Source organism: Psychrobacter glaciei (genome assembly GCF_014652895.1).
In the GTDB taxonomy this organism is placed as follows: domain Bacteria; phylum Pseudomonadota; class Gammaproteobacteria; order Pseudomonadales; family Moraxellaceae; genus Psychrobacter; species Psychrobacter glaciei.
On the sequence record NZ_BMZR01000011.1, the window covers coordinates 23,589 to 45,589 of the forward strand.

At 44.4% G+C, this 22,001-nt stretch carries 18 protein-coding genes; 5 read left to right on the plus strand and 13 right to left on the minus strand.

What is annotated here, in order from left to right:
• Positions 1 to 406 precede the first annotated feature (406 nt).
• On the plus strand, positions 407 to 1,414 hold the full coding sequence (ahr, locus tag IE130_RS13850; protein WP_189586973.1) for an NADPH-dependent aldehyde reductase Ahr: 1,008 nt from the start codon (positions 407 to 409) through the stop codon (positions 1,412 to 1,414).
• 141 nt (positions 1,415 to 1,555) lie between these two features.
• Here the strand turns inward: ahr and IE130_RS13855 are convergent, their stop codons facing one another.
• From IE130_RS13855 to hisF, 13 genes are all read right to left on the minus strand, one after another.
• Positions 1,556 to 1,963 carry a MerR family transcriptional regulator gene (locus IE130_RS13855; protein ID WP_189586974.1) on the minus strand — a complete coding sequence of 136 codons (408 nt, stop codon included), beginning with the start codon at positions 1,961 to 1,963 and terminating at the stop codon, positions 1,556 to 1,558.
• A gap of 470 nt (positions 1,964 to 2,433) precedes the next feature.
• Positions 2,434 to 3,207, minus strand: a complete 774-nt coding sequence (locus tag IE130_RS13860) for a SpoIIAA family protein (RefSeq protein ID WP_189586976.1) — start codon at positions 3,205 to 3,207, stop codon at positions 2,434 to 2,436.
• A 138-nt stretch (positions 3,208 to 3,345) separates the two neighbouring features.
• A complete protein-coding gene (locus IE130_RS13865; protein WP_189586978.1) occupies positions 3,346 to 6,444 on the minus strand; it encodes an efflux RND transporter permease subunit in 3,099 nt (1,032 codons plus the stop codon).
• Entirely contained in the window at positions 6,441 to 7,577 is a 1,137-nt protein-coding gene (locus IE130_RS13870; RefSeq protein WP_189586980.1) for an efflux RND transporter periplasmic adaptor subunit, read from the minus strand. Before IE130_RS13870 ends, IE130_RS13865 begins: the two co-directional genes overlap by 4 nt.
• Before the next feature lie 146 nt (positions 7,578 to 7,723).
• Complete coding sequence (locus tag IE130_RS13875) at positions 7,724 to 8,533, minus strand: MipA/OmpV family protein (RefSeq protein WP_189586983.1); 810 nt, start codon at positions 8,531 to 8,533, stop codon at positions 7,724 to 7,726.
• Between the two features lie 116 nt (positions 8,534 to 8,649).
• Entirely contained in the window at positions 8,650 to 9,294 is a 645-nt protein-coding gene (locus IE130_RS13880) for a TetR/AcrR family transcriptional regulator (RefSeq protein ID WP_189586985.1), read from the minus strand.
• Between the two features lie 386 nt (positions 9,295 to 9,680).
• Positions 9,681 to 11,525, minus strand: coding sequence for a glutamine--fructose-6-phosphate transaminase (isomerizing) (gene glmS / locus IE130_RS13885; protein WP_189586987.1), 1,845 nt, complete (start codon positions 11,523 to 11,525; stop codon positions 9,681 to 9,683).
• Between the two features lie 15 nt (positions 11,526 to 11,540).
• Positions 11,541 to 12,917: a bifunctional UDP-N-acetylglucosamine diphosphorylase/glucosamine-1-phosphate N-acetyltransferase GlmU gene (glmU, locus tag IE130_RS13890; RefSeq protein ID WP_189586989.1), complete on the minus strand. Its 1,377-nt coding sequence runs from the start codon at positions 12,915 to 12,917 to the stop codon at positions 11,541 to 11,543.
• Positions 12,918 to 13,462: 545 nt separating this feature from the next.
• Complete coding sequence (locus IE130_RS13895) at positions 13,463 to 14,044, minus strand: phosphatidylglycerophosphatase A family protein (RefSeq protein ID WP_010200521.1); 582 nt, start codon at positions 14,042 to 14,044, stop codon at positions 13,463 to 13,465.
• Positions 14,045 to 14,047: 3 nt separating this feature from the next.
• Entirely contained in the window at positions 14,048 to 15,073 is a 1,026-nt protein-coding gene (thiL, locus tag IE130_RS13900) for a thiamine-phosphate kinase (RefSeq protein WP_189586991.1), read from the minus strand.
• 2 nt (positions 15,074 to 15,075) lie between these two features.
• Entirely contained in the window at positions 15,076 to 16,173 is a 1,098-nt protein-coding gene (gene nusB, locus IE130_RS13905) for a transcription antitermination factor NusB (RefSeq protein WP_189586992.1), read from the minus strand.
• 242 nt (positions 16,174 to 16,415) lie between these two features.
• A complete protein-coding gene (ribH, locus tag IE130_RS13910; RefSeq protein WP_010200525.1) occupies positions 16,416 to 16,937 on the minus strand; it encodes a 6,7-dimethyl-8-ribityllumazine synthase in 522 nt (173 codons plus the stop codon).
• Between the two features lie 298 nt (positions 16,938 to 17,235).
• A complete protein-coding gene (gene hisF, locus IE130_RS13915) occupies positions 17,236 to 18,018 on the minus strand; it encodes an imidazole glycerol phosphate synthase subunit HisF (protein WP_189586995.1) in 783 nt (260 codons plus the stop codon).
• Between the two features lie 188 nt (positions 18,019 to 18,206).
• Between hisF and IE130_RS13920 the strand changes: the two genes are divergently transcribed.
• The 4 genes from IE130_RS13920 to IE130_RS13935 all read left to right on the plus strand — a co-directional run bounded on the left by IE130_RS13920 (position 18,207) and on the right by IE130_RS13935 (position 21,908).
• Positions 18,207 to 19,400 (plus strand): homoserine kinase, encoded by a 1,194-nt coding sequence (locus IE130_RS13920; protein ID WP_189586997.1) that lies wholly within the window; start codon positions 18,207 to 18,209, stop codon positions 19,398 to 19,400.
• Positions 19,401 to 19,460: 60 nt separating this feature from the next.
• Entirely contained in the window at positions 19,461 to 19,793 is a 333-nt protein-coding gene (locus IE130_RS14280) for a hypothetical protein (protein WP_227676228.1), read from the plus strand.
• Positions 19,794 to 20,717 carry a class II glutamine amidotransferase gene (locus IE130_RS13930; protein WP_189586999.1) on the plus strand — a complete coding sequence of 308 codons (924 nt, stop codon included), beginning with the start codon at positions 19,794 to 19,796 and terminating at the stop codon, positions 20,715 to 20,717.
• Between the two features lie 75 nt (positions 20,718 to 20,792).
• Positions 20,793 to 21,908, plus strand: a complete 1,116-nt coding sequence (locus IE130_RS13935; RefSeq protein WP_189587001.1) for an AAA family ATPase — start codon at positions 20,793 to 20,795, stop codon at positions 21,906 to 21,908.
• Positions 21,909 to 22,001: the final 93 nt, after the last annotated feature.

Consider the following 22,001-nt stretch of genomic DNA (forward strand, 5'->3'; position numbering starts at 1 on the left):
AATGCTAGGTCTAACACAGACAAGCCCATACTTATTGATTGAGTATGGGCTTGTTGTCATTTTATAAGCACACAAGCACAAACGATGTGATTGCCCTGCTAGTTACTATCGCAAAGCCATGCATGTCATTATGAATCCAATGTCTCTTTCGACAATCATGCTGAACATTCAGATTGAGGCGGCAAAGCGATAGTGTTGGTGATTCGTCGCCTTTCAAGTACGAGGCTTTGTATTATGATAGTCTTACAACTATTGGCTTGGATGGTATAACTTAACCAATCTTTGGTCAGACCAGTTCAACTTATCGACAACCCTTTTTTGAATGGGAAAAATTTGAATCGTTAGAAACGACTGGCTCATTTGTTATGAGCACTCCTCCATAAATACTATTAAATAAGGAATAATGATGATTAATGCATACGCAGCAAAAGAGAAAGGCGGCGAGTTTGTGCCTTATCAATATGATCCTGGTACTCTAGGCGATCACGAAGTAGAAATCGAAGTGCATAGCTGCGGTGTCTGCCACAGTGATCTTTCTATGTGGCAAAACGAATGGGGTATGACCGAATATCCGTTTGTCGGTGGGCATGAAGTTGCAGGCAAAGTCCTCGCAAAAGGCAAGCACGTAAAGCATCTTGAGCTTGGCGATAAAGTCGGACTTGGTTGGCATAAAGGCTACTGCAACATTTGTGACCTATGTATCGGCGGTGACCATAACCTCTGCGCTAAGCAGGAAGGAACTATCATTGGTAACCATGGCGGCTTTGCAGATAAAGTACGCGCAAAAGATACCAGCGTTATCAAAATTCCTGAAGGGCTTGATTTCAATGCGGTAGGGCCACTGCTGTGTGGCGGTGTCACAGTATTTAACCCCCTAATGCAATACGATATCAAACCAACCTCTAGAGTAGCGGTTATCGGTATCGGTGGTCTGGGTCATCTTGCGCTTCAGTTTGCTAATGCGTGGGGCTGTGAAGTGACAGCATTTACCAGCGAATCAAAGATGGAAGAAGCAAAAGAGTTGGGTGCTCATCACTCTTTAAACTCAAGAGATGAGAACGAAATCAAAAAAGCAGCGGGCTCTTTTGATTTAATCATATCAACAGTGAACGTTGATATGAATTGGGATGTCGTTATTAAGACGTTGAGACCAAAAGGTAAACTGCATTTTGTTGGTCTATTAGAAGCGCCGTTAGAGATAGTGGCTGCGCCAATGATCATGGCTCAAAACAGCCTATCAGGCTCGCCAGTCGGCTCACCGTCGACCCTGCGAAAAATGCTGGATTTTGCTGCTCGACATAATATTCAGCCAGTGACTGAAACCTATAAAATGTCTGAGATAAATGAAGCATTCGAGAGACTAGAAAGCGGTAACGCTCGCTATCGAGTGGTATTAGAAAGAGATCAAAAATAATTAATCTCCGCTAAGCACGACTGTCGCAGTGACAATTTATCTTATAGATGGAATGTCACTGCGACTATGTTTTAGCACTTTGACCGCTTTTCTTTGGATGACGAAGGGTCACTGCGTCTGCTGTTGGCAATCGCCAATGCATTATTGAATATTTGCTTTGCCAATATTATCTGATTTCATTTCTTTTAAAGCGGTATGGCGCGCACTAAGTTGGTTAATCACATTGATTAAATTGACTTGTTGACGCTGCGCTTGAGCAATCTTTTCTGAAATTACATCCATTTGCTTATCAATATCGAGAGTGCCATCGTAATAATCATTCAACCAGACTTTAAGTTCGTTGAGATTAAAACCGACCGCTTGTGCATTTTTAATCAGGTCGATACGCTCTACACATTCTGGATGAAACTCAGTGTATAGGCGCGAACCTGCTTGGCGCTTACGGGATTTTAGTAAACCCATATCATGATAATGGCGCACAGTGTCTTTGGTGGTATTGGCTTGCATCGCCAACGTTCCTATTAATAAAAATGACGTGTCAGATACCATATAGTAACCTCAAAAACTAGTAACCTCAAAAACTAGTAACCTCAAAAACTAGTAACCTCAAAAACTAGTAACCTCAAAAACCTAGTGTCCATTTCACTCTAGACTGTTATGTCTACCTTTAGTCGTATTTGCTTAAAAATATACCGAGACTGTCATATACCGAGACTGTCATTAGATGAACAGTGTCAGCAGAAAAAGTATCGCTAATATGCTCAATATTACTATCGCCGATAGTAAAGCCCATGTTGTTTGAGCATGTTTTCTGACCATTTGATGGTGTCCTAAATCATATCAATAGAATATAAGTGCAGTAATTTTGAATATTGAGAACATATCAAGACGCTTCTAAAGTAAGCGTTTAAATGTCTCATTGAGCCAATATTATTATTAGTTCGACTTACAAATAGAGCAGCCCTTCTTTTGAAGAGCTGTTGGTAAAAGCAAATATGTCAGTTATCGTTCTATAAAGGCTATTTCACCAGCTCAGCATCAAGCCAAGCAAGTGCCTCATTTTCCTGATCGGCAGTAAAGGTTTTGATGTCCACTTTTGGAAAAACTGGGTTCATCGTTTCAATGAATGTACACATCCAGCGCGGTGCGCCGACGATAGCGTAGCGCTCTAGCTTTTTCATAGCAGCCACTTTCATGGATAGTAAGCCGCTGCTGTGTATAAGGATAGAGGGATCGAAACCATCAAAGTTTTTCATTCGGGCAAGCAATCTTACCGTGTCATAATCATTAAGGAATTGCTCAAGCTTTTGCGTGACGCTTGGCATTTCACTTGAGGACAATACACCGTCCACCTCAAAAGCGAGCACGTTGTCTTTATTCGTAGGCAAGAAATGAATGGCGCCACGCTTTTCTATAGGCTGCTCGGATTTCTCAGCTGCCCAGCTTAAGGCGTCTGCTTTCTCACTTGAAGAGAATACTTTCATCTCTAACATCGGCAGTAGTCGATCAGCAATTGAGATAGCCGCTTTCGGCCATTCTTTATCTGACACAAAAGCACATCTCTTAAGCTGCTTTATGTGGCTAAATAGCTCCATGTCCGCTTTAGTTCCTTCTACTATCGAATTCGCAGTCATGTCCGTCAGCTCTGTGATATCAATATAGAGACCAATTTGATCATGCTCTTGTAGCTTTTTTTCCAAAACATGACGATATTCTTGTAGGCCTTCGCCAGTCAGCGTTCCATCGAGGGATAGGGCGATGACATGGTCTGGAGCGGTTATTTGTTTTAACATAATTTTATCCTTATATTATATTTATCAACTTTCAAATTTTGCAAACCCCAGCAGACAGCAGGTATGTTTCATTTGCTATCTGCTAAAGGCTTTGCACGTAAACGCTCAAGAGAGCGAATGCTTGTATTAAGTAAGTGATTAATCGTGTTCGTTATTTTCTCTTTTCGCTGCGACTGGCTCCAAATTTTTCTCTGGTGGCAGCTCAACCAATTTAGCCAGCTTTGGTTTTATCCATAGTTCAAAGTCTTCGATCAACTCATAGACCACGGGTACCAAAATAAGTGATAACAATGTCGAGCTAATCAGTCCTCCAATGACGGCAATAGCCATAGGCGCACGGAACTCTGATCCTTCGCCCAGTGCTAGCGCGGTAGGAACCATCCCCGCCGCCATGGCTATCGTTGTCATCACGATTGGACGTACACGCTCACGGCAAGCCGAGAGTAACGCCTCCCTTTGTGATGCGCCTTTATTTTCAGCTTCAATGGTAAATTCAACCAATAAAATTGAGTTTTTAGCCGCCAACCCCATGAGCATCAATAAGCCAATCAGTGCTGACAAATCAAGCGAGCTGCCTGCTATCAATAGACCCAAAAAAGCACCCGCTAGTGATAAAGGTAATGCCGCTAATATCGTAATTGGCTTAAAGAAGCTCTTGAATAACAGCACCATCACCCCGTAGATGAGACCGATACCCGCCAATATGGCAATACCAAAGCTAGAAAAAAGCTCATTCATGGTTTCACTATCACCAAAGGCAGGTTGAGTTACGTCAGAGGGTAGGTTCTGGAGAGTATCTAGTTGATCAATGGCGGCTGTTGCTTCTCCCAAGGTCACGCCATTGAGCTGTGCTTCGATAGTGGCACGGCGCTTACGATCATAGCGATCAATACGTGATGCACCCGGTTGGAAACTGAGATCAGCCACTGCTGACAAAGGAACTGAGGTTCCGTTAGATGTGGGTACTTCTAGGTTTCCAAGGGTCTTTAAATCGGTACGTGCGCTATCAGGCAAGCGCACACGAATAGGCAAACGCTGATCACCTGTATTGAATTTGGCAGTATTGGAATCGACATCACCAAGGGTGGCGACACGAATCACTGAGCCAAGCGTACTAGAGGTAATACCCAGACGAGCTGCTTCAGCTGGTTTGGGCGTTATAATCAGCTCCGAGCTGGGTCTAGGTGTCACTTGATGCACATTACTAAGCTCGGCAAGCTCACGCATTTCGCGTTCAAGCTTGAGAGTCGATTCAGATAACGCATCAGCGTTTTCACTGGCTAAAACAATTTGTAGCGTGGTACTACCGCCGCCGCCAGCCTGACCAAAACCGATACGCACGTCAGGAACACTCAGCAATAGAGCACCTAGTGAGCTTTGGAAAGATTGTGTTGATTGTGATCTTTCTTCTGTAAGCAGTACCGTTGCTTGCCCAGAGCTCACATCACCATTACTAGAGTTTGAACCGATCGAGGTAAATACTGTTTTTATCTCGTCTAAAGCAAGCAATTTTTTGGTTAGGACATCATTACTACGGCGCATGTCATCCAAGGTTGCCCCAGGCGCGCCTTCAATAGACAGTTGAACAATACCGTTATCTTGTGGAGGTGTCACACCTGTTGGTAGCAGAGTGGCTAGAAAAACAGAGCCGCCGAGTAGCAATCCAGCTAGACCAAGTGATGTCCAACGGTACACGAGCGCAAGATCTAGCACTGTGCGGTAAATACCTTTAAAGGGTTTTGGTTCATGTGGTTTGGTTGATGGCTTTAATAAATAGGCAGCCATTAAAGGAGTCAACAAGCGAGCGACTAACAGTGAAAACAATACTGAAATAGCAACCGTAAAACCGAATTCTTTAAAGAACTGACCGGCAAAACCACCCATCAATGATACTGGTAAAAATACAACGACAATCGTTGCTGTGGTTGCTACTACTGCCAGCCCAATTTCATCTGCCCCTACCAATGAAGCCTCATAGGGGCTTTGACCTGTTTCAATACGCTTTTGAATATTTTCTATCTCAACGATCGCATCATCGACCAAGATACCAATAACCAACGTTAGAGCGAGTAGGGTAATCATGTTTAAGCTAAAACCCATCCAGCTCATCACCGCAAAGGTCGGAATGAGAGAAATCGGCATCGCTGCAGCGGCAATGAGCGTCGCGCGCCAGTTACGTAAAAACAGAAATACTACGATGGCGGCAAGCAACATCCCTTCTATCAAAGCGCTCAGAGTAGCCGTAAAACTATTTTGTGTACTGGTAGCTGTCGATACAATGCGCTCAAATTTTACATCAGGATAGTCTTTTGCCAACTGGCTAGTGGCGCTAGCAATGGCATCTGCTACCGCAACATCAGAGGCAGCTTTGGTTTTTTTGACTTGAAAGCCAACGACCGATTGACCGTTTAGAGAAGCAAATCCACGTCTTTCGGCTGCACCACTAGAGACCGTGGCAACATCAGAGAGCTGAACAGTATTGCCACTGATACTAGGGATGACCAAGTTATTTAGTGCTTGTACCGATTCGGCCGCGCCAAGTACGCGCACTGTTTGTTCGCGCTCACCAATTTCAGAACGTCCACCAGGCACATCGGTGCTTGATGTTCGTAATGCATCATTGATATTGGGCGCTGTCAAACCTAATGCTTGCAGACGATTGGGGTCGAGTGTGACATTAATCTCTCGGTTGATGCCACCAACCAAATCGACTTGTGCGACCCCTTCTTGCGTAATTAACTGACGCGCGACGGTATCCTCTACAAACCAGCTAAGCTCGACATCCGTCATCGTTTCGGTAGAGACGGCATACGTGACGATAGGTGCTGAGTCTATATCAAAACGCTGTACGATAGGTTCTTCAATACTAGACGGCAGACTGCTTCTGATGCGATCAATAGCTGAACGAACTTCGTCCGTTGCTTTTTGTGCATCTTCACCAATTTCGAACTCAATCGTACTGGATGACAAGCCCTGTGTGACAACGGATTGCACATGTTTGACGCCAGAGACATTGGATACGGCAGCTTCAACGGTACGAGTAATCTGAGTTTCAACTTCGCTTGCTGCTGCACCTGATAAGGTAACGCTTACTTGGACAATCGGAAATGAGACGTCTGGATAAAGTTTAATAGGGAGAGCGCGGTAACCGCTCATCCCTGCAATCATGAGTACAATGAATAGGAGGACAACTGGGATTGGGTTGCGAATTGCCCATGCCGAAATGTGCAAATTCATGGTGTCACCTTCGTGGCTGGTGCAACCTTGTCTGATACAGCGTCAGGCTCATTTGCTTTATTGATTGGATTGACTGCATCACCATTCAATAAGAAAGCACCACCGCCAAGTGCAACACGAGTACCGACGGCTGGTCCGTTTTTGATTTCAACAAAACCATCGGTTCGAGCGCCAGTTTCTACCACAACACGCCGCGCCAAATTGTCTTTATCAATGACGATTAATAGCGCACCACTGGCCTCAAACTGTACGGCTTTTTCAGGGACAGCAGGGACAGGTGTAGAAACCTGCTGAAAAACAACTTTCGCATAACCACCCGCTCTTAGCTCAGGGTGGGTTGGAAGCTGTACCCGCACATGACCCAGTTTCGTTTCTGGATCGATACGAGGTGATAGTAGTCTCACTTTACCTTGTAACTCAGCGCCCGATGGTAATATGACCGTTGCAGCTTGACCAATAGTAATAGTAGCAAGATCATCTTCAGGTACTTCAGCATCCATTTCAATTAAGCTATCGCTGGCAAGACGAAACATAGGTTGCGACTGCCCCGAGACATCTCCAAGACGCACGATGCGCTCAAGTACAAACCCATTTACTGGAGAGCGTACTTCCATAAGGTTGCGCTGTGTTTGTAATTCATTTAATTGGGCTTGAGCTACCTCAACCCCAGCATCTGCATTCTTCGCTTTAGCCACTCGGGTCGCAATCTCTTCCTCTGAAAATGCACCGATGTCCTCATAGCCTTTGATGCGATCAGCTTCAGCGCTTGACTGGTTTGCAAGGGTTTTAGCTTGAGTAAGATTGGCTTCCGCTTGAGCAATTTTGGCTAAGAGTAGACTTGGATCAAGACGAGCCAATACCTGATTTTTCTTAACGGTTGACCCTTCATCGACCAGCAATTCAGCTACTCGATAGCCTGATATCTCGGAACCAACTGCCACTTCTTGGCGCGGTAACAGTAATCCAGAAGCAGTCACACTTCCAGTCATAGGACGTAATATGACCGTATCTACGCTAACCGTCCGAATACTCGATTCTTCCGACTTGGTATCGATAACCTCAGGTTCTTTTGAACATGCCGCTGTCAAAGCCAGTACGACACTAAGGGGGAAAGCCCAGTATTTAATATTCATTGTAATTCTCTATGTTTTGCTATGTTTTAGGGCTTATCGGGATGTACTATTACAACCACCTATTAGTGCCTGAAGTAACTGCTCTGAGCGTTGTAGCACATCAAATCTAACGCCTGTTGTTGCTAAAAATATCATTAGCTTTTTTATCAGAATTTGTAGCCGACACTAGCGCCTACGAGACCACCAGTACGTGATGTGGTAATTGGGCTATCCGCCGCTTCACTACCTAATTGATAAACACCAGCATTTAACGTTGAAAACACTTTCGGTGTATAGATATGAGTCCAAGAGGCACCCACACCATAACGTCTGATACCAGCACTGGCATCATAAGTAGCAAGGCCAGAGCTATTCGATTGCTCTGGTGTGACACCCAAATACCCCTCCATGATGTCTTGATCCGCCCAATTTATAGAGGCATCAAAATTGAGGCTGTCTTTAGGGCCTAAAGGTAGCGCATAACCAACCCCTAATTTAAGTTCAGTGCCACTTACATCGCCACCTAAGCCTTGCTTAATGGTGCTATTCACAGAAAATGGCTTTAGATCCCATTTCACAAAAGCGCCTAAATTGGCGCTTGGATCAATGTCACCAAGTCCTTTTAAGCGTTCGTGGTCGCTCTCGTCACGCCCAGGTTGGTAAGAAAGAACAGGCCCGATAGATAAACCCTTTTTGGTCGATAAGTCATAGCCTATGCCGCCAAGCGCACCCGCAAAAAAACGACCATTACGATAATTAAGCAGTGGTAAGACACTGGTCTTATAATCTTCTGACCCCTCATATTCTGGTGAGTAAGCCAAACCAGCACCCACTGTGAAATTCGACTCATTTTTATTACTGGCGTTCGATTCTGACTGAGCGATAGCCGTCGTACTCATTCCTAGAGTGGCGAGTACCAGTAGTGTAATAGCAGATGGGTACAGTGAGTTTTTTAAGCTTTTTGCACGCGGGTTCATGATTGATTTCTCTTTTAAGACTGCTGGTCTATATATGACTGTTGGTCACGGTTAGGTAAAAAAAAGCGTGTATAGGTCGGCGTGCTAAAAATTTAAAATGGGGTTAATAGTGTTACTTAGTCTTTAGTCTGCGGGATAGGCTGGTTATGATGTACCAATCCAGCGATCATAAAACTCGTTACTTCTTCCAAATGTTGCTCATGATCAATGTCGCCAAGATAACCGCTCCATATGAGCTGTATCGCACCCCAAAACATTGACTGGAGGCCAAAAATTAGCAGATTGATCGGTTTGTTTGGAAACAAGCCCTGTTCAATACCTTCAACCATAAGTTGGTGGGTAAAAATACTGACTCGCGATTCAGCTTCTTGCATCTCGGTCAGTAAATTACTAGGCAGTTGCGCGCGAAATTCAGCTCGGCTGCAAAACATGAATACTCGATGCAGCTCTTTACTAGATAAGTGCATCTCCCATGCCGCGCGAATATAACAGCGAAGCCGGTCGAGCACAGGCATCGACTGATCGAGAAGACCTATTTCACTTGCCATGCGTTTTTGAAAGCGAATGGCGAGTCGCACATAAATCTCATTCTTACTTTCAAAATGCTTATAAATAGTGCCTTTACCGACCTCAGATTTTTTTGCAATCTGCTCAACAGTGACTTGTTCCCAGTCATCTGACCCAAACAGACTCAAAGCGGCATCGAGAATTTCCTGACCGCGTTGTTCGAATTCGCGAATCTTGCGCTCTTGAATACCCATAATCTACACCTATTCATGTTGTGACTGCTGGTCATTGTATAGACTGGCAGTCATAGTAACAAGTATTTCTACAAAAATGAATATATATATTTATCATTTTTTTGAAGAGAAGCCTTCGATCTCATCGAGATAGTGAACGCTGATTGATTAGGGCGTGTTGAACATTCGCGAGTCAGTGCCATGGTCGAATGTTCAACACGCCCTAATCTCTTTCAAGTTCAAGTTTACAGATTTTATAGTAGAGGTCAGTTTTTTGAACGCATAAAAAACCCCTGCTATTGAATCGAAAATAGCAGGGGTGAATATGTAAGCAAGAGGCTGATACTTTATTACTCAGTATGATACTTTATTACTCGCAGACAATTTTTACTATCTAAACGTAAAAATTATTCAACCGTAACACTTTTTGCAAGATTACGCGGCTGATCGACGTCGGTTCCGCGCATCACAGCAACATGATACGACAGCAGCTGTACTGGCACGCTATAAACGATAGGGGCAAGCGTCTCGCAAACATCGGGTACATATACTACATGCAAACGATCTTCTGCGACCATTTGACTGGCTTCACTGGCGAATACGAATAGCTCACCGTGACGCGCATGAACTTCTTGCATATTGGCTTTAAGCTTATCGAACATACTGTCTTTGGGTGCAAGCACCACGATAGGCATATCCTTATCGACCAAAGCTAATGGACCATGTTTCAGCTCACCAGCGGCATAACCTTCCGCATGAATATAAGAGATTTCTTTGAGTTTTAACGCGCCTTCCAAGGCGATTGGGAATTGAATACCACGACCTAGGAATAGGCAGCTTTTCTTATCTTCAAAGCTTTCACTCATGGTTTTGATAGGCGCATCTAGGTTTAAGCTGGCATGCAGCTGACCAGGTAGCTGTTGTAACTCACCGAGCAATGTGCTCAATCGCTCGCCAGTCATACGTTTCTGAACCACACCAACCTTTAATACCAATAGCATTAATGCCACCAGCTGCGTGGTAAAGGCTTTAGTAGATGCCACACCAATCTCAGGTCCCGCGAGGGTCGGTAAGAAAATATCGGTTTCACGTACCAACGATGAGGTCGGTACATTACATAAGGCTAAGCTAACTAGCCCTGCTGGGGTTTGTTTCTGAGTATCACGCAGCGCTGATAAGGTATCAGCCGTCTCACCAGATTGAGAAATACAAATGACCAGTGTGTTATCGACGACGACAGGGTTACGATAACGGAATTCACTGGCTACTTCGACTGAGCAGGGCACCCGTATCAGACTTTCAAACCAGTATTTGGCTACCATGCCCGCATGATAACTGGTACCACAAGCGAGGATTTGCACATGGCGAATATCTGCTAGTAGCACTTCATGACGTTGCAAAAAGTCATCGCGTAATTTAGAGGTTTCACTATTATTTATGGCCATCTCGATAGTACGTGCTACTGCGTCCGGCTGCTCATAAATTTCTTTGAGCATATAATGCTTAAACTCACCTTTATCCGCATTATGTTGGGCGGCATCAATCTCATGTATCTGGCGTTGCACTTCAACACCATCTGCATAGACCTTAATGCTATTGCGAGTCAGCTTTGCAATATCACCTTCTTCTAGATACATAAAGCGGTTGGTAACGGGTAATAGCGCCAACTGATCGGAGGCGATAAAGTTCTCACCGATACCCACACCAATGACGAGAGGTGAGCCTAAACGTACGGTAATTAGCTCATCTGGACAATCGATATGCACAATACCAAGCGCAAATGCACCATGGAGTAATGGAATAACCGCACGAACCGCTTCTAATAAATCAGGCGTGTTTTTATAAATGTCATGAATTAGATGCGCAACGACTTCGGTATCAGTTTGCGAGGTGAATTTATAGCCCTTAGCCATTAATTCTTCTTTTAGCTCGGCATAGTTCTCAACGATACCGTTATGCACCACGGCAATCTTGCCTGATACGTGCGGATGGGCGTTACGTTGTGCAGGTTCGCCATGCGTGGCCCAGCGTGTATGCGCAATACCAATATGACCATCAAAAGCGTTTGGATTAACCGCGACAGCATCGACCAATGCTTGTACTTTGCCGACTTGGCGCTCGCGGTGTAGCTCACCATCACGAATGACTGTCAAACCAGCTGAGTCATAGCCGCGATATTCTAAACGTTTAAGACCTTCAAGCAAGATATTGGCGATATTACGCTCAGCGACTGCCCCAACTATTCCGCACATAAGTATTCCTTAAATTTATTTTTTGATTGGACGCTGAAAGTCATTTTTCTGCACTTGACGCGCGCGACCAAAGGCTAATGCCTTACTATCAACATTTTTAGTAATTACAGAGCCTGCCGCAACCGTTGCGGTATCTCCAATGGTGACTGGCGCGACTAGGCTGGCGTTAGAGCCTATAAATGCATTATCTTCGATGATAGTCTGTGATTTATTGACACCATCATAATTACAGGTAATCACACCAGCGCCGATATTGACGCCTGTACCGACAGTTGCATCACCGATATAGCTCAAATGATTCACTTTACTGCCTTGACCGATGGTCGATTTCTTAATTTCTACAAAATTACCGACCTTACTGTTATCAGACAATACGGTCTCAGGACGCAAATGGGCAAAAGGTCCTACATCAACACCTGCACCAACCTCGGCGCGATCAATCACACAATACGGTTTGATATGACAGGCGTTACCAATTTGGGCATTTTTGATGACACAGCCCGCTTCGATATAAACGTTATCACCCAAAGTACAGTCGCCTTCGAACACCACACCGACATCGACGAATACGTCTTGACCAGCTGTTAAGGTGCCACGAATATCAACGCGGCTCGGATCAGCAAACTGTACACCAGCTTCTTGCAAATCGGCAACCAGTTTACCCTGCCATGTGCGCTCTAAGCTGGCCAGCTGTTGACGGTTATTCACGCCTTCAATCTCAAACGTATGCTCAGGCTCAATCGCGGCAATCGTAATACCATCAGCGACGGCCATTTTAACGATATCAGTTAGATAATACTCTTGTTGCGCATTATCGTTAGAGAGCTCAGGCAGATATTTATGCAGTAGGGCATTGTCGACGCAATAAATACCGCTATTAATCTCTTGGATGCTTTGCTCATCGGTGCTGGCGTCTTTTTGCTCGACGATGGCTTCGATATTGCCTGCTTGGTCACGCTTGATGCGACCCAATCCAAACGGATTGTCGACAGTAAGTGTCAGCATCGACATACCGTCAGTATTAGCCACTTTTAATGCCGCTAGCGTCTGGCAGCTGACCAATGGCACATCACCATAGAGAATGAGGCTTTGCCCTGATTTTGGCAAATCGGACAAGGTCACTTTAACGGCATGTCCTGTCCCTAACTGTTCAGTCTGGGCAACCCACGTAATTGAGGATTGGGTATATTGGTTAGCAATTTCTGATTTTACTTGCTCGCCACCAAAACCATGGACGATGATAGTTGCGTCAACAGTCAGTTGGTGACAGGTATCTAATACGTGACTTAATAAAGACTTACCGGCCAGTGTCTGTAGCACTTTTGGCTTGGCCGATTGCATGCGCGTGCCTTTACCAGCAGCTAGGATAATTACAGAAAGAGGAGAGGTCATAGTGGCTCGTTAAATGTAACAAAATATAATTTATGATTATAGCGCAAACGCCACTGCAAAAAAACGCAATGCCGTGCAAGCTTTGTAACTTAAGGTTATACAAAGGGTTATATAGTCAGTCATACAAAAAAGCCGAACCGCGTATCTGCTTATGTAAGGTCTGTTGAACACTCAAATATTAGGACTGCTGATCGCTAAAATCGCACCAAACCTTTTATCAAATCAGGCGTAAACCGACGATAATGTCGAGACCTTAGCTAGGTTTACAACAACGTTTGGGGTGGTTTTAGCATCAGCCCCAAGTATACAAGCAGGGGCAGGGCTATTTTTTGCCAATACATGGCGAAATTATCTACCCTAGAATGACTAGGCGTCAAAAATTTCACAGCGTATTGTCTAAAAAACAGCCACTGCCAGTACCACATTTGAATGTTCAACAGACCCTAATCGGTTCAATATAGTTTAGATACCATAAAGGCAAGTGAAAGTACTAGAAACAGTGGACTAAGCGAGCCTGACACCGTATCTGATCTATAGAGGATTGACTACAACAGCATACCGAGCATTACAACGAGCCATACCGCTGCCGCCATTACGCCAGCAATAATATCATCAAGCATAATACCGAGACCACCGGCGACTTTTTTGTCTGCCCAACCGATCGGTGGTGGCTTAATAATGTCAAAAAAGCGAAAAAGTACAAAAGCGATGATAAGTGCAATGATAGATAAATTTTGTGAAATGTCTTGCCAAAAACTGGCAGTAGACACCCCCATGTAAGAAAACGGCAGTAAAGTAATCCAAATGCCTGCCCATTCATCCCAAACAATATGCGGATCGTCATGACCTTGCATCAGCTCGGAGGTACGACCACATATCCAAATACCAATGAGGCAGGACAAGATGGTAATAATCAAAAATGGCACAAAACCTAAGCTCATTAGAGGTATGGCGACGATTAAGCCACCAACTGACCCCCAAGTGCCGGGAGCACGGCGAGGCAAGCCACTACCTAAACCGATACCGAGCCAATAAACCACACGATCAAGCAGGCTAGCATTTACGGGCAATGGAGGGCAGTCATTGGCTTTGCTGATGTCAGGCTTAGATAGGTCGTGATCAGTCATGGATTAGCCTGTGAAGTGTTGGTAGCCGGTAAGGGTGGGCCATGTAGAAAACGGCGTGGGATGAGTCGGTGTGACTGGCTGTCCTTGATAAAATAACTCAGGACGTAAAGCGGTAGGTGTGTCTGTGTCTTTATGATTTGTCATCGCAGTCACCTCACCGATACAGGTGACTAGCGTGTTGCCCGTAGGTCGTTCAATATGCGCAGGCAAAGTAAAAGCCAACTCATAATCATCGCCACCCGCCAGCTGACACAATAAGCGCTCAGACAAATCTACGCTTGCCAATGGTTTGCTAGTAGGTAGCTGCTCCAGATTAAGCCGCATACTAACGCTGCTTTGTTGGCAGATATGGCCAAGATCTTGATAAAGACCATCAGAGATATCTATCATCGCGGTTGCACCAATTTTTGCCAGTGCTGCCCCTAAGGCAATACGTGGAGTCGGCATATGCAAGCGATGGGCAAGCTCTACGCCTTGAGCACTGTCAGGATGTTGCAGGGCATAGCTGGCATCGCCGAGTGACCCTGATACGTAGACTTTATCACCAACTTGCGCACCTGAGCGGTAGACGGCTGGCGTGTCTGCGGCAAGTAATCCTTGCGCGCTGACGCTGAGTACTAAGCGCTCGCTGCGCGTGGTGTCACCACCAATGAGAGTCACCCCGAATAATTGGCAGGCATGAAACAAGCCTTTGGCAAATTCAGTCAGCCATTGCTCGTTCGCTAAACGTTCAGGCAATGCTAATGCTAGCAGAATACTATGCGGTGTTGCGCCCATAGCGGCAATATCTGAGACATTAACCGCCACGGCTTTATAACCAATCGCAAACGCCAATTCGTCAATGTGTTGCCAGTCGGCATGAAAGTGACGACCTTGAACCAGTGTGTCAATACAGCTGACCAAGCGCGAGCCTGCAGGCAATGCTATGACGGCTGCATCATCGCCGATACCTTTTTCGATACCGATTAATGGTGCATGTGCCGCTTGCATCTGTGAAAATATGCGCTCGATCAGCTCAAATTCATTCATGGTTAGTCTTGGCTTTTCGTATCAGTATCGTCTGTTGCAGTAACATCTGACACATTAGTATCTGATGTGGTCTCTTCTGAGTCAACATTGAGAATATTAGAGTCCGTTAGACCAGTATCCGCTGTGGTATTTTCTACATTGCTGTCGTCATTGACAGCGTCAGCAGCTACCGCTTCTTTTGCAGGCTGTTCATCAACGACGATATCTTTTTCAACAATGCTTTCTTCAACAATCGGTTCTACTGCAGTAACTGTTTCAACACTGTCGTTTTCAACCGTGTTTTCAGCAGCATCTTTCTTACTCGCCTTAAAGTCACTAATATTTGCACTGGCTTTACTAACGCTACTACGTTTGACGGTAGCATTATTGGCGCTGATACGTGGCTTGTTTGAAGCAGTGAGTGTTTCTTCCATAGCATGGGTATCGGCACTGCTATCTGTATCAGCTTCTACTACCGGTTTAGCGGCCGCTTTTTGTGAGGTGCGTAGATTGGCTTTACTATCTGCTTCTACTTCGGTAGCGCGCAGCTCAACTGCCATTTTATCAAGGACGGCATTAATCAGTTTATGGGCGTCAGTGGCACCAAAGTGATTATTTAGCTTCATCGCTTCGTCAAGCACGACTTTATAAGGGATTTCTAAACGGTTTTGCAGCTCGTAAGAACCAATCAAAAGAATAGCGTGTTCAACGGTATCGAGTTTATCAATTTCACGATCGAGATACTGACTAATAAGCGCATCTAGTGCCTCAATCTGCTCAGGAATATCGCGCATCATTTCATGATAATAGCCGATATGTACGGTATGCATGGCATTGGTCGCGCGTGTACGAGCAGCGATATCATGCGGCGCATTGGCCTTCCAGCCAAGCTTGCCGTCTACATCAAAACGGCGATCAGTGACGAGCCATTCGTATAGACCTTGCATCGCAAAGCGGCGCGCTTTACGGATAGCGGTGTGACTGGTCTTGTAAGAAGACTCACTCATATCGAAGGTTTGATCACCCGCACTGCTGCTCGCAATACGCGTGGCTTCAGCTTGACTATCATTGGTTTGGGCGGTTTTCGCAGCGTTAATAGCGCGCTTGAGTTGGTCAGTCATAGGGGGTCTATACCTAGTTTTAAGATAAGAAGTTTTAAAATAAAATGTTAAATAGTAGTCGGCTGGCAAATTTACCAGACAGTTTTAGATACTGCTGTTGAACATTTAAATGACATACTTAGGGCTATCGCAGTAACCATAGCCCTAACAGATTTAATCAACAATAATATTTATCAATAAAGAATGGTGCTGAATCGTGACTCAAAAATATTCAAATACTAATGAATGAGCAACGCATTCAATTAAGCGTCATCGCTATCGTCATCGATGTCTAGCTGTGATAGTACCGCAATCATCTCTAACACGACCATAGCGGCTTCAGAGCCTTTGTTACCAGCTTTCGTACCAGAACGCTCAATCGCTTGCTCAATGCTGTCAGTCGTCAATACACCGTTGGCAACAGGAATATTATAATCAATCGCAACGCTGCTTAGGCCTTTGGCTGATTCACTCGCGACAAAGTCGAAATGCGGCGTGCTACCACGGATAATCGCGCCTAACGCAATGATGGCATCAAAACGGTCTGATTCAGCAGCGCGCTGAGCAACCAATGGCAATTCGAAAGCACCAGGAACGCGAATAACGGTAATATTGCTACCCAACACACCATGACGAAGTAGGGCGTCGATAGCACCATCTACCAATGATTCAACGACAAAACCGTTAAAACGACCAACCACGATACCAATACGGGCATCTTCATTCTGATGTAAGTTACCATCAATATGAGTCACGTCATTGCGTTGCTGTTGTAAATTCGACATAAAAATATCCTTCGCCTAATGGGCTTTTAATTAAAATGTAGGAGTAGCTAAATATAATGATAGAGTCAAATAATACCAAACCCAAAAAGTACGATTAGCTGTGTCAAACTTGTTTAGTCTACAATGCGTAGTACTTACACTCGTTTTCCTTGCTACTTTAATTTTTGTGAATGGTATAACTTATTTGATTGGTTATCACGTAAACGAATTGACCGTTAAATGAACGAAAACCAAATGATAATAAGCAGTTAGCGCTATGATAACATTTTTTCTAATTTATTTGCATTTTACAAACGTATTACAGGCGCATCTGTATCCCTTGCGCTGCCATATATTCTTTGGCTTCCTGCACGGTGTACTCACCGAAGTGAAAAATACTGGCGGCAAGCACCGCATCGACGCCGCCCTCTAATACGCCTTCTGCTAAATGCTGTAGGTTGCCGACGCCGCCTGAGGCAATGACAGGTACGTTAACGCGGCTGGTAATCTGTTGCATCAAGGCCAAATCATAGCCTTTTTTGGTGCCATCACCGTCCATCGAGGTGACTAGTAATTCACCAGCGCCAAGCTCAGCCATTTTGCTCGCCCAAGCAACCGCATCAATGCCCGTTGGCTTACGACCACCATGGGTAAATATTTCCCAACGCGGCAGGATGATGCCATCAACTTCAATATCCGCGACACGTTTGGCATCGATAGCCACGACGATACATTGATTACCGAATTTTTGCGCGGCTTCACCGACGAATTCAGGCGTAAATACGGCAGCTGAGTTGATCGCGACTTTATCCGCACCGGCATTGAGCAAGTTACGGATATCGGCAATTTTACGCACACCGCCACCGACAGTTAATGGCACAAATACCGTTTCTGCCATACGCTCAACCGTATGATAAGTGGTATCGCGCTCATCGTTGGTGGCAGTAATGTCCAAAAAAGTAATCTCATCTGCGCCTTGTTCGTTGTAGCGTTTGGCGACTTCAACAGGATCGCCTGCGTCCTTGATATCGACAAACTGCACGCCTTTGACCACACGGCCATTATCAACGTCCAAACAAGGAATGATACGCTTTGCTAACATAGGGTCTTTCACCTTATAATCAATTCTCTCAATGCGCTAGTCTAGCAAAATCACCGCCATATCAGGCAGATTTTCGCAAGATTATTACGCTTTTCGCTATCGTTTGCTCAGGCGCGTTACAATTGTCGCCATTGCTGTTTAAATCTATCCTATTTAACTTTTTATTTAATTGCCAAAAGTGAGATGTCATGTCCGTCTATACCCAGTTAACCAATGATCAGTTTGCCGCCTTTTGTCAACGCTTTGGCGTCTCGTTTGCACGCGCCATTCCGATTACCCAAGGTATCAAAAACTCTAACTGGTTTATTCAGACAACTGATGACGTAGATGGTGCGCACTCTTATGTGTTTACCTTGTTTGAAGAGCGCCCACCAGAAGATATCGAAAAAATGGCGGTTATCTTAAACCAATTAGACGGTAAGTTGCCGGTCGCTGCGCCATTGGCATTGATTGATGATGAAGGACTAGACAGTGATAAAAATAGTGATGATAAACGCTATGTTATCCATTATGACGATAAAGCCATTACCCTAGTGCCATGTTTGGCAGGCTCGCATCCACAGCAGACTACGCAAGCGATGTGTCATGAAATCGGTGCGTCGTTAGCAGTATTGCATGAAACGCTACAGCAACTGCAACCTGCTGAGGAATATGGCGTACCTTTGTATCCATGGAGCGATGTACGTGACCGTGAAATGCAGTTTATGCCCGGTGACGAAGCTAAGCTCATGAGTGATATTTGGCAATCTTATACAGATTTGCCGCTTGCGACTTTGCCAAAAGGCTTGTGTCATTTAGACATGTTTGCTGATAATACCTTATGGAACTTATCGTTAAATAATAGCCAAAAAGGTGAAGAGCGCTTAACGGGGCTGTTAGACTTTACCGAAGTCAGCGTCGAGCATTATGTGATGGATATTGCCATTACGATTAATGATTTTTGCACCACGTGGGGCGATGCCGAGCAAGGCGAGTCAGTGAATTTTGACCGCAATAAAATGGCGGCATTTTTACAAGGCTATGAGTCAAAACGTCCACTTGGAAACGATGAAAAACGTGCGTTATCGGTTATGCTGGCAAAAGCGGCCGTTATTTTTTGGCTGTTACGTCTCAATGTTATCCATTATAACCGTACCGAAGGTCGTACTGGCGATAATATCATGGTCAAAAACCCTGACTTGATGAAACGCCTTGCTGCTTATCATTGGGCTCATGTAGAAAAACCGCAAAATAATACAGTATTTGTGCTTTTGGGGAATAAAGTAGACAATCAAGTAGTCGGTGTCTTTAGCAACATCATGCAAGCCGAGCAAGCACGTGAAAAATTGAGCAATAGTAGTGAGTTTGCAATCAAAGAATATACGCTAGATCAATTATCGTAAACATTGCTTACGCATTTATTTTAGTACCAATTTTAGTACCGAAACCTTAGAGGCGACCCCATGACCGATCAAGTTGATAACTGGCACAAACTGGCACGCTACGACACCAATATGCAAGGCGAGCTGCATGCCAATCTGCTACGCAACAATGGCATCACCGTGTCCTTGCAACCGCTAAGTGCCATTCCAGGGATGAATTCTGGTGTCGTCCTGTGGGTAGAAAACACGGATTTGGCACAAGCCCAGCGTATCCTAGATGGTGTTGAAAGCGACGACAATACTGGAGCGGATTTATTGGCTAGTATGAGTGATATAGAACTTGGTATTGTGTCAGGTAATCCGGTCAATCATGACGCAGCAGATAACCAATTTAATAAAGGCGGTAACGCATAAATGTGTCAACTCCTAGGAATGAACTGTAATACCCCGACGGATATTGGTTTTAGCTTTGCTGGCTTTCGCAAGCGCGGCGGCATGACGGACAGTCATGAAGATGGCTTTGGCATTGCGTTTTTTGAGCGTAGCGAGTGTGCCAATGATGACAGCTCTAAGCGTGATGAGTCGGCAAATGCCTCAACGGGACTGCGCTTGTTCCATGACAACCGACCAAGCCATCTGTCACCAGTCGCTGATTTGGTCAATAACTATCCAATCAAAGCCATGAACGTCATTGCGCATATTCGTAAAGCGACTCAAGGGCAGAATTGCTTGGCGAATACCCATCCTTTCGTTCGTGAAGTCTGGGGCGAACAGTGGGTGTTTGCGCATAATGGACAGATGAATAGTGAATTTATCAAACGCTGTCAGCGCTTGCAAGACAACGGTAACGCCTCACATTGCCAGCCAGTAGGCAATACTGACTCTGAAATGGCATTTTGCTACCTCGTTAATCGCCTAAAAAGTAGCTTTAAGTCGCGTCCCGATGATCAAACGCTGTTTAATTTTTTGACTACTCAATGTCGTTATTTATCCGCCAACGGTCTATTTAATTGTCTAATATCGAATGGTCGATGGCAATTGGCTTATGCCGGTAGCTTATTGTTTTATCTCACGCGCCAAGCACCTTTTGGGGAAGCCAAACTGTCAGATGATGACTTAGCAATTAACTTTGGTGATGTGACGACGGATCAGGATAAAGTCACTATTTTAGTGACCGTTCCACTCACTGAAAATGAAAAATGGCAACAGCTGGCGGTCAATGAATGTTTGATCTTCCAAGACGGCGAGATTCTGTTTAAAGACAGCCCAAGCCAGCGTAAGTTTTTGACGATTGAGGAAGGTATTGCGGTGGCACGGGCGGTTGGAGCGAGTGTTTAGGGGATGATTAGCTTGTATTTCTAAATTCGCTGTTTCATTATCAAACTAACAGTTTAATAAAAATTAGGTGTAGCCATGTTAGGCAATGACATTCAAATCAAACAGCTGGTAGGCGTAGGTGATGTGCATTTGAGCTTTCAACCAAAGCAAAGCGTGTATTGCCTGATTGGTGAAAACGGTATTGGTAAGACCAGATGTTTAGAGGCTTTGTTTGCTTTATATTTTACTACCAATGAAATCCTTCATCCTAGCACTATGAGCGATGAGCTATTCACATTTGATAATATAATTGCTAACGGGCGAACATTTAATAATGTTTCTAATGAAAATTTGAAAGGTTTCGAAAGTCATGGTATGGCTGTAGTCATGATTGGAGCTTTGAATCGAGGCACAATCAAATATCATGAAGGTAATTTTGAAAAAAGTATTTTATCTTACGGTCCTCGCTTATCAAATTATCTTAGTACAAATCTTTCTGCATTAAATAGCAAAGAAATGCAGAGCCTTGGGATGGGTGAGTTATTAAATCAATGGATAATTCAGCGTGCTCAATCTGCTAACCCTTATCAAGCTGTAGAAGATAATCGCGAAGTTGAAATTACCACGCTGCTAAATTTACTTAACAAAGTAGACGAGCGAATTGATAGTAAGTTTCTTGAAATATCAGGTAGCAATCGCGTATTTATCAAGGTAGCTGAACAGAAAACTGAGCTGTCTGAATTATCTAGTGGCTTTGCCTCAATACTAAAAATCATGCAGTCCATTATCGCAGGTTACAGTTATTTCACTAATGAAACCAATATCGCTCATGTCAAAGGGGTGGTCTTCATTGATGAAATAGAAAGCCATCTTCATACCAAATGGCAAGCGACTATTATTCCTACCTTGAAACGTCTATTCCCTAATACTACCTTTTATATCACTACTCACTCTGCTATTGTTTTAAGTCAATTACAACATGGCGAAGCTTATGAGTTATACCGTGATAAAGAAGATGGCGTGGTCAAAACTGAGCTGATAGAGCATCCGAATAACGCTGCATTTGTAGACCTACTAAAAGATGCCTTTGATATTGATATCAACAAGCTTAAGCTGGCTCGTGACAATGCTTCACAGCAAAAAAATGCTAAAAAAATACTGACTGAACTGTTAGAAAAACGGATCAATGAGCTTAAAGAAGGAACGCAATAATAATGGATACAGAAATTGCGAAGTTACTGGACGAGACCATCCCAGATTCTGTGTAACTGCCATTTAGATTAAATGCTTACTAATACGATCATC

Excerpts from the sequence above, each read along its gene's own strand:
- IE130_RS13865 (WP_189586978.1), bottom strand. The coding sequence starts at position 6,444 with ATGAATTTGCACATTTCGGCATGGGCAATTCGCAACCCAATCCCAGTT.
- IE130_RS13855 (WP_189586974.1), bottom strand. The coding sequence starts at position 1,963 with ATGGTATCTGACACGTCATTTTTATTAATAGGAACGTTGGCGATGCAA.
- IE130_RS13920 (WP_189586997.1), top strand. The coding sequence starts at position 18,207 with ATGTCCGTCTATACCCAGTTAACCAATGATCAGTTTGCCGCCTTTTGT.
- thiL (WP_189586991.1), bottom strand. The coding sequence starts at position 15,073 with ATGAATGAATTTGAGCTGATCGAGCGCATATTTTCACAGATGCAAGCG.
- glmU (WP_189586989.1), bottom strand. The coding sequence starts at position 12,917 with ATGACCTCTCCTCTTTCTGTAATTATCCTAGCTGCTGGTAAAGGCACG.
- IE130_RS13860 (WP_189586976.1), bottom strand. The coding sequence starts at position 3,207 with ATGTTAAAACAAATAACCGCTCCAGACCATGTCATCGCCCTATCCCTC.
- ribH (WP_010200525.1), bottom strand. The coding sequence starts at position 16,937 with ATGTCGAATTTACAACAGCAACGCAATGACGTGACTCATATTGATGGT.
- nusB (WP_189586992.1), bottom strand. The coding sequence starts at position 16,173 with ATGACTGACCAACTCAAGCGCGCTATTAACGCTGCGAAAACCGCCCAA.
- IE130_RS13895 (WP_010200521.1), bottom strand. The coding sequence starts at position 14,044 with ATGACTGATCACGACCTATCTAAGCCTGACATCAGCAAAGCCAATGAC.
- IE130_RS13880 (WP_189586985.1), bottom strand. The coding sequence starts at position 9,294 with ATGGGTATTCAAGAGCGCAAGATTCGCGAATTCGAACAACGCGGTCAG.
- IE130_RS13935 (WP_189587001.1), top strand. The coding sequence starts at position 20,793 with ATGTTAGGCAATGACATTCAAATCAAACAGCTGGTAGGCGTAGGTGAT.
- IE130_RS14280 (WP_227676228.1), top strand. The coding sequence starts at position 19,461 with ATGACCGATCAAGTTGATAACTGGCACAAACTGGCACGCTACGACACC.
- IE130_RS13870 (WP_189586980.1), bottom strand. The coding sequence starts at position 7,577 with ATGAATATTAAATACTGGGCTTTCCCCCTTAGTGTCGTACTGGCTTTG.
- hisF (WP_189586995.1), bottom strand. The coding sequence starts at position 18,018 with ATGTTAGCAAAGCGTATCATTCCTTGTTTGGACGTTGATAATGGCCGT.
- IE130_RS13875 (WP_189586983.1), bottom strand. The coding sequence starts at position 8,533 with ATGAACCCGCGTGCAAAAAGCTTAAAAAACTCACTGTACCCATCTGCT.
- glmS (WP_189586987.1), bottom strand. The coding sequence starts at position 11,525 with ATGTGCGGAATAGTTGGGGCAGTCGCTGAGCGTAATATCGCCAATATC.
- ahr (WP_189586973.1), top strand. The coding sequence starts at position 407 with ATGATTAATGCATACGCAGCAAAAGAGAAAGGCGGCGAGTTTGTGCCT.
- IE130_RS13930 (WP_189586999.1), top strand. The coding sequence starts at position 19,794 with ATGTGTCAACTCCTAGGAATGAACTGTAATACCCCGACGGATATTGGT.